Origin of the sequence: Enterobacter sp. PP-008-ECC_S150 (genome assembly GCF_045257065.1) — a bacterium.
GTDB classification, from domain to species: domain Bacteria; phylum Pseudomonadota; class Gammaproteobacteria; order Enterobacterales; family Enterobacteriaceae; genus Enterobacter; species Enterobacter chengduensis.
Genome location: NZ_JBJHHG010000033.1, coordinates 35,116 through 39,407, shown reverse-complemented (window position 1 = coordinate 39,407; position 4,292 = coordinate 35,116). Strand labels below are relative to the sequence as shown.

Annotated in this window: 5 protein-coding genes; 1 reads left to right on the top strand and 4 read right to left on the bottom strand. The window is 56.4% G+C overall.

What is annotated here, in order from left to right; translation table 11 throughout:
- Nucleotides 1-412: 412 nt before the first annotated feature.
- On the bottom strand, nt 413-1,114 hold the full coding sequence (locus ACJBF3_RS24170) for a pirin family protein (protein ID WP_045330828.1): 702 nt from the start codon (nt 1,112-1,114) through the stop codon (nt 413-415).
- Between the two features lie 104 nt (nt 1,115-1,218).
- Between ACJBF3_RS24170 and yhaJ the strand changes: the two genes are divergently transcribed.
- Nucleotides 1,219-2,121 carry a DNA-binding transcriptional regulator YhaJ gene (yhaJ, locus tag ACJBF3_RS24165; RefSeq protein ID WP_045330830.1) on the top strand — a complete coding sequence of 301 codons (903 nt, stop codon included), beginning with the start codon at nt 1,219-1,221 and terminating at the stop codon, nt 2,119-2,121.
- Between the two features lie 39 nt (nt 2,122-2,160).
- Here yhaJ and ACJBF3_RS24160 read toward each other — a convergent pair whose 3' ends face one another.
- From ACJBF3_RS24160 to ACJBF3_RS24150, 3 genes are all read right to left on the bottom strand, one after another.
- Nucleotides 2,161-2,526 (bottom strand): DUF805 domain-containing protein, encoded by a 366-nt coding sequence (locus ACJBF3_RS24160; protein ID WP_045330833.1) that lies wholly within the window; start codon nt 2,524-2,526, stop codon nt 2,161-2,163.
- Between the two features lie 107 nt (nt 2,527-2,633).
- On the bottom strand, nt 2,634-3,620 hold the full coding sequence (locus tag ACJBF3_RS24155) for a glutathione S-transferase family protein (RefSeq protein ID WP_045330835.1): 987 nt from the start codon (nt 3,618-3,620) through the stop codon (nt 2,634-2,636).
- 72 nt (nt 3,621-3,692) lie between these two features.
- Nucleotides 3,693-4,085 (bottom strand): DoxX family protein, encoded by a 393-nt coding sequence (locus tag ACJBF3_RS24150; RefSeq protein WP_023309292.1) that lies wholly within the window; start codon nt 4,083-4,085, stop codon nt 3,693-3,695.
- Nucleotides 4,086-4,292 lie beyond the last annotated feature (207 nt).

Genomic DNA, 4,292 nt, shown 5'->3' with positions numbered 1-4,292 from the left:
CTTACAGCGATGCCCCGGTCCGGCTGTAAATCGCCGAAGCGTTTCCGTAAGGCCGGGGCGAGGCGCAGGGATGCGCCGAGAGGGCGTGGCCTGCAGGGATGCAGGCTCATGCCCGACCCGATAGCCTGAAGGAATAAGCTGAGGGCACCGCGAAGCGGCGATTTACCGCCGGGAGCCCGGGTCGCCAGGGGGGGTGGCGATTGAGCCACCCTGGCACGTTCACCGGTCATGTCGTCACAGAGTAGCAAGGAACATAAAGTGAACGGAATGACCACTACAGCCATATGTTCCCCCCTCACCCCAACCCTCTCCCTCAATGGAGAGGGGGTCGTCCATGCAGGCATTATTTTGTGGGGAACCCTCAGCCCATAGGGGAGAGGGAACCGATCGAGCCCCTCGCCTGAGGGGATTTTTAAACCGGCAAATCAATCAGCAGCGCGCGCAGCGGCGTATCCGCCACCAGGGTGATATTCGCTTCATCACGAATAAACGCCCCGTCGCCGCAGGTGAGCGCCTCTTTCTCTTCCGTATGCGTCACCGCATGCACCGTACCGTGAATAGACTGTAAATAGGCGCGCGGACCATGAAGCTGGAAGCTCGCCTGTTCACCTTTCTTCAGCTCAATGTGATGCAGCCACACCTGCTGACGCAATTGCAGGCTGCCTTTGCTGCCATCGGGCGATGCAATCAGCTGCTGCCTGTCGCCCGTTAAATCTACCTTCTGCACCAGCGGATTTTCCCGCTCAGGGCAGGCGTCCAGCCACAGCTGCATGCGGGTCAGCGTTTTGTCTTTGCTGAGGTTGTGCTCGCTGTAGCTGATGCCCGGCTGCGTGGAAATTAACAGCGCTTCGCCAGCCTTTGCCTGGACATGATTGCCCTCGCTATCGCGGTATTCTGCCTCGCCTTCCAGGATCAGGTTCAGGATATCGACTTTCGGATACGTACGCGGCTGGAAGGAGGCGCCCGGGGCGAGCACTTCCTGATTCAACACGCGTAATGAAGCGTAACCAAGGAGTTTAGGGTCAAAGTAGTGTCCAAAGGAAAAGGTGTAGCGGGCCTGCAGCCATCCGAAATCGGCTTGTCCGCACTGTTTAGCTGTTCTTGTCGTAATCATAAACTTGACCTCTCTTTACACTAAAACAATGGTAAAGGTATGGACGCTTCATTGTTAGCCAGATATTCTGCCGGGTATGTTCAAATTTCCTGAATGAGAACGAGATGGCTAAAGAGAGAGCATTGACGCTTGAGGCGCTTCGCGTCATGGACGCGATTGACCGCCGCGGCAGTTTTGCGGCGGCGGCAGATGAGCTGGGGCGCGTTCCGTCTGCGCTAAGCTACACCATGCAGAAGCTGGAGGAAGAGCTGGACGTGGTGCTGTTTGACCGCTCCGGTCATCGAACAAAATTCACCAACGTGGGCCGAATGCTGCTGGAGCGCGGCCGCGTGCTGCTGGAAGCGGCGGACAAGCTCACGACGGACGCCGAAGCGCTGGCGCGGGGCTGGGAGACCCACCTGACGTTAGTGACTGAAGCGCTGGTACCGACTGAAGCGCTGTTCCCGCTGGTGGATCGCCTGGCGGCGAAGGCCAATACGCAGCTGTCGATCATCACCGAGGTGCTGGCAGGGGCGTGGGAACGTCTGGAGACGGGCAGGGCGGATATCGTCATTGCGCCGGACATGCACTTTCGTTCCTCATCGGAAATCAACTCGCGCAAGCTTTACAGCGTCATGAACGTCTACGTTGCCGCACCCAATCATCCAATTCACCAGGAGCCGGAGCCGCTCTCTGAAGTGACGCGCGTGAAGTATCGCGGCGTGGCGGTTGCGGATACCGCGCGCGAGCGTCCGGTGCTGACGGTGCAGCTGCTGGATAAACAGCCTCGTCTGACGGTGACCTCCCTGGAAGACAAACGTCAGGCGCTGCTGGCAGGGCTTGGCGTGGCGACCATGCCGTACCCGTTTGTGGAAAAAGATATTGCGGAAGGGCGGCTGCGGGTCGTGAGCCCGGAGTACACCAGCGAAGTGGACATTATTATGGCATGGCGTCGCGACAGCATGGGCGAAGCCAAGTCGTGGTGCCTGCGGGAAATACCAAAGCTCTTTGCCCAGCACAACAAATAGCGAGTAGGCCCGGTCAGCGAAGCGCCACCGGGCTCTATCTTATGCGCCGATTTTAGGATCGGGACCAAAGCGGTTTTCGCCCGGCGTGCCGCTCTGGCAGTTGAAGATCAAAATCACAATCCACCCCACGATCGGGATCAGCAGCAGCAACAGCCACCACGCCGAACGATCGGTGTCGTGCAGACGTCGAAACTGCACGGCCCAGGAAGGCAACAGAATAAATAAGCCGTAAATTGAGGTGAGAACGCCTTCCCCGCTCGCCCACTCCCAGCCCAGAATTTTGTCTACAATGCTTAGCACCAGCGCGAAGATGAAGTTCACCAGAATGAACATCCAGTACTCTTTGCGGCGGGCTCGGCCACCAAATCCAATGTAGTTGCGCAGTACGTTTAAATACCAGTCCATTTTTCCTTGCCTCAATAATCGGTCAATCACTTGTTTTTTAAGCAATCAAAGTAAGGATAGATGGAGATGGTGAATTAAAAAAGGGCATCTATTGATGCCCTTGATATTTATCCAAAACGCACGTCGCGACCGTGCGGCTCATCCAGGTCCTGCCACGGGCCGATGGAGATAATGCCCGTCGGGTTAATGGTCTTGTGGCTGCGGAAATAGTGGGTGCGAATATGGTCGAAGTCGACCGTCTCCGCGATGCCCGGCATCTGGTAGATGTCGCGCAGGAAACCATACAGGTTCAGGTAGTCGCTGATACGATGCTTGTCGCACTTAAAGTGGGTGACATAGACCGGATCAAAGCGCACCAGCGTGGTCCACAGGCGAATGTCCGCTTCCGTGAGGCGATCGCCCGTCAGGTAGCGATGCTGGCCCAGGATCTGCTCCAGACGCTCCAGCGATTCAAATACCTTCCCGACCGCTTCGTCATACGCTTCCTGGCTGGTGGCGAAACCTGCCTTGTAGACGCCGTTGTTGACGTTGTCGTAGATCCAGCTGTTCAGCTCATCAATCTTATCGCGCAGTTCAGTCGGGTAGTAATCTCCGGCGCGGGCGCCGTGCGCATCAAATGCGGTATTGAACATGCGGATGATTTCCGCAGACTCATTGCTGACAATGGTCTGGTTTTTCTTGTCCCACAGCACCGGCACGGTCACGCGCCCGGTGTAGTGCGGGTCGGCGCGAAGATAAAGCTGGTAGAGGAAATCATGGTGATACAGCTCATCACCGGTGGCGGCGGGGAAATCACTGTCAAACGTCCAGCCATTTTCCAGCATCAGCGGGTTGACCACCGAAACCGGAATCAAGGATTCAAGACCTTTAAGCTTGCGCACGATCAGCGTGCGGTGTGCCCACGGGCAGGCAAGGGAAACATAAAGATGATAACGATCTTTCTCCGCCGCGAAGCCGCCTTCGCCGCTTGGGCCAGGTGCGCCGTCGGCGGTCAGCCAGTTACGGAAGGCTGAAACAGAGCGCTTGAAGCGTCCACCGGTGGATTGAGTGTCATACCAGACATCCTGCCAGACGCCGTCTACGAGTTGTCCCATTTGTTTCTCCTCCGTCAGATAGCAAAAGCGAGGAGATGTCTCCTCGCTTTGTGTTTATTCAGTATAGCGTGCTTACCATTTCTTATTCAGAACGCGGTCGATGCTGTATGCGCCAGGACCAGTGACCGCCAGCAGCAGGAAGCCACCCGCGATGGTCAGGTTTTTCATGAACATCAGAGAGTTCACGCCTTCCGCAAAGTTGCTGTGGAAGATGAACGCGGTCAGCACGGTGAAGCCTGCGGTAAACAGCGCGGTGGTGCGGGTCAGGAAGCCGAACAGCACTGCCAGGCCGCCGCCGAACTCAAGAAGAATGGTCAGCGGCAGCAGGAACCCCGGAACGCCCATGGCTTCCATATACTGCTGGGTACCTGCATAACCGGTGATTTTGCCCCAACCTGCCACGATGAACAGAATTGGCATCAGAATACGCGCTACCAGTACACCAACATCTTCTAATTTTTTCATTTTACTCTCCAGGAAACCACATCAGCGGCTGAACATTATTTGTCTGCAATTCCGGGTAGATACCGCGTCGTTGCTGTCGATGGAGAGCATCATAAACGTGACGGTTGGCGATTGTTAGCAAGGAAAACTGTCAATCTTTTTCAAAGATATTGAGTAAGGGGGATTTTGCCGGGTGGCGGCTACGCCTTACCCGGCCTACGTTTCGTC

Bases quoted from the DNA above. Each gene is read 5' to 3' on its own strand.
- ACJBF3_RS24170 (WP_045330828.1), bottom strand. From the start codon at position 1,114: ATGATTACGACAAGAACAGCTAAACAGTGCGGACAAGCCGATTTCGGA.
- ACJBF3_RS24155 (WP_045330835.1), bottom strand. From the start codon at position 3,620: ATGGGACAACTCGTAGACGGCGTCTGGCAGGATGTCTGGTATGACACT.
- ACJBF3_RS24150 (WP_023309292.1), bottom strand. From the start codon at position 4,085: ATGAAAAAATTAGAAGATGTTGGTGTACTGGTAGCGCGTATTCTGATG.
- ACJBF3_RS24160 (WP_045330833.1), bottom strand. From the start codon at position 2,526: ATGGACTGGTATTTAAACGTACTGCGCAACTACATTGGATTTGGTGGC.
- yhaJ (WP_045330830.1), top strand. From the start codon at position 1,219: ATGGCTAAAGAGAGAGCATTGACGCTTGAGGCGCTTCGCGTCATGGAC.